Genomic DNA, 2,240 nt, shown 5'->3' with positions numbered 1-2,240 from the left:
AGTGCGCCTCGCCCCGGATGGTCTGGGGGAGCGTATGACTGGAATGCAAAGGAGAAAGGAGGAACAGAACTACTGCCTTGTTCCCTGCTGTGGGGGAACATGAGCCCAAGCGGCGGTGACCTGCTGTCAACTGGCAGGGTGACGTAGCCCGCAGGTAAAGGGGATTGAGGCGAAACCGTTAAGCCGAGATGGTTCCCGAGGCTGAAGCGTTGGAAGGTTGAGGAACACGAACCGGTTAACCCGCATCCGAGGGCTGAAATGTCGCCTCTGCCTACACGGTTTAACAGGCGGAATACTGATGACGCCGCTGGAGATGTAAGTCAGCGGGGTCCGAATGCAGGCACACACGTATGGTGTCTGCTGGGAGCCGTGGGGAGAACACAGCCAGACCACGGCATCGGTATCGACTTGCGGAACGCAAGGAAAAGGACTGCGACCGGCAGCCTCCCCAACGCGCTGATGTCCAGCATACGAACGAGGGAAGGCTTGGTGGAATGCCAAGGGAGTTGACCCTGATGTCCATCAAGCTGGCGGAGTTCCCGTAGTAGTCTGCGGCAGGGAAAGCCTGCCACATGGCGAAGGGGAACAGTTCAGACTGCTTGAAGTGCAAACTAACTGACCTAATGAGGTGAAGACCTTTGATAATCAGGGAAATGCAGCACAAGCTTGCAACATGGGCTGCAGCGGACCCGAACCGGCGGTTCGACCGCCTGTTGCGGCTCATGGTCAGCCGGGAGTGGCTTGCCGAAGCGGCCCGGATCGTATTGGCGTCGAGCGGCGCCCATACACCGGGCATAGACGGAATAGACAAGCGTCACATGCAGAACACGCTGGATCAACATCTGGCAAACCTGCGTGTGGACCTGCTGAACGGCACGTATTGCCCGAAGCCGGTTAGGCGCATCTATATCCCGAAAGCGAACGGCAAGCAGCGCCCGCTGGGTATTCCGACCTTGACAGACCGCATTGTCCAACGCGCTATGCTGATGGTCATGGACCCAATATGGGAAAGCGAATTCCATCGTCTCTCCTACGGGTTCAGACCGGAACGCAGCGTGCATCATGCTGTCCGGACGGTGAAATTGCAGCTTCAGGATGGCAGTGACACGAGAGGACGCTGGGTCATCGAAGGTGATCTTGCGAGCTACTTCGACACTGTCCATCACAGGCTGCTTCTTCGCAGCATCCGGCGGCGGATAATGGACGATCGGTTCATTGATCTGCTCTGGCGTATCCTTAAGGCAGGCCACATCGAGCGTGGTCTGTTCGTGGCGGCCAGCGAGGGTGTTCCGCAAGGTGGCGTTCTGTCACCGCTTCTGTCCAATATCATGCTCCATGAGTTTGATACATGGCTGGAGACGAAATACCTGAGCCACAAAGCGCGAAAGGACCGTTGGGCATGGAATTTTGGCATACAGCAGCAACGGCCCATCACGGTTCGTGAGAACCGGCAGTGGAAACCCGCTGTTGCCTATTGTCGCTATGCCGATGATTTTGTCGTCATCGTCAAAGGGACAAAGGCACATGCCGAAACCATCCGTGAGGAATGCCGGGATTTCCTGGAAAACCGTCTGAAACTGAAGATGAATATGGAGAAATCCCATATCACCCATGTTGACGACGGTTTTGTCTTTCTGGGAAATCGGATCATTCGGAAACGGGGATCACGCGGGCGTATGTCCGTGGTCACGACAATACCCAAGGAGAAAGCCAAGGCCTTTGTTCACGGACTGTCCGAGGCGCTCACTGGACATCACGATATCAATGCGGTTGACATGATTGCCTCCCTGAACCGTCGCTTGGCAGGATGGGCGGCATTCTACCGGTTCACGGACTTCACAGCGCGCACATTCCGGCGTATCGACACTGTCGTGTTCTGGAAACTGGCGCACTGGCTGGCGCAGAAATATCGTTCTCGTATCAGGCCTCTGATGCGAAAATGCTATCGAGTGCCGGAGACGGGCCAGTCCAAGACTTGGCTGGTCTATGGACGAAGCGAACAAGGCAATCTTGTCGGAAAGGCGCTGCGACGGCTCGTCACGAGCCCAAAAGCGCAATTCCGGTGGCGGAACCCCGAGCAAAACCCCTATATCTTCAGGGACGAAGCACGGAGCACGGTCACCTCCCGTTATCATGATGTGGCAATGGCTCTAAGCCGAGCCTGAACGGAGAGCCGTATGCGCTGAAAGGTGCACGTACGGTTCGGAGAGGGGAAGCGCATATGCGCTTCCTACTCTACT

2 protein-coding genes are annotated in these 2,240 nt (G+C 56.6%); both read left to right on the top strand.

The features are described 5' to 3' along the window. The first annotated feature begins 350 nt into the window (after positions 1-350). Positions 351-545, top strand: coding sequence for a hypothetical protein (locus AD944_RS00575; RefSeq protein ID WP_045543177.1), 195 nt, complete (start codon positions 351-353; stop codon positions 543-545). 108 nt (positions 546-653) lie between these two features. After that, positions 654-2,165 (top strand): group II intron reverse transcriptase/maturase, encoded by a 1,512-nt coding sequence (gene ltrA / locus AD944_RS00570; protein ID WP_045543176.1) that lies wholly within the window; start codon positions 654-656, stop codon positions 2,163-2,165. The last annotated feature ends 75 nt before the right edge of the window (positions 2,166-2,240 follow it).

Source organism: Acetobacter tropicalis, assembly GCF_001580915.1.
In the GTDB taxonomy this organism is placed as follows: Bacteria; Pseudomonadota; Alphaproteobacteria; order Acetobacterales; family Acetobacteraceae; genus Acetobacter; species Acetobacter tropicalis.
The sequence above is the reverse complement of the archived record's forward strand: the minus strand, read 5'-3'. Positions and strand labels throughout refer to the sequence as shown.

Bases quoted from the DNA above. Each gene is read 5' to 3' on its own strand.
- AD944_RS00575 (WP_045543177.1), top strand. From the start codon at position 351: ATGGTGTCTGCTGGGAGCCGTGGGGAGAACACAGCCAGACCACGGCAT.
- ltrA (WP_045543176.1), top strand. From the start codon at position 654: ATGCAGCACAAGCTTGCAACATGGGCTGCAGCGGACCCGAACCGGCGG.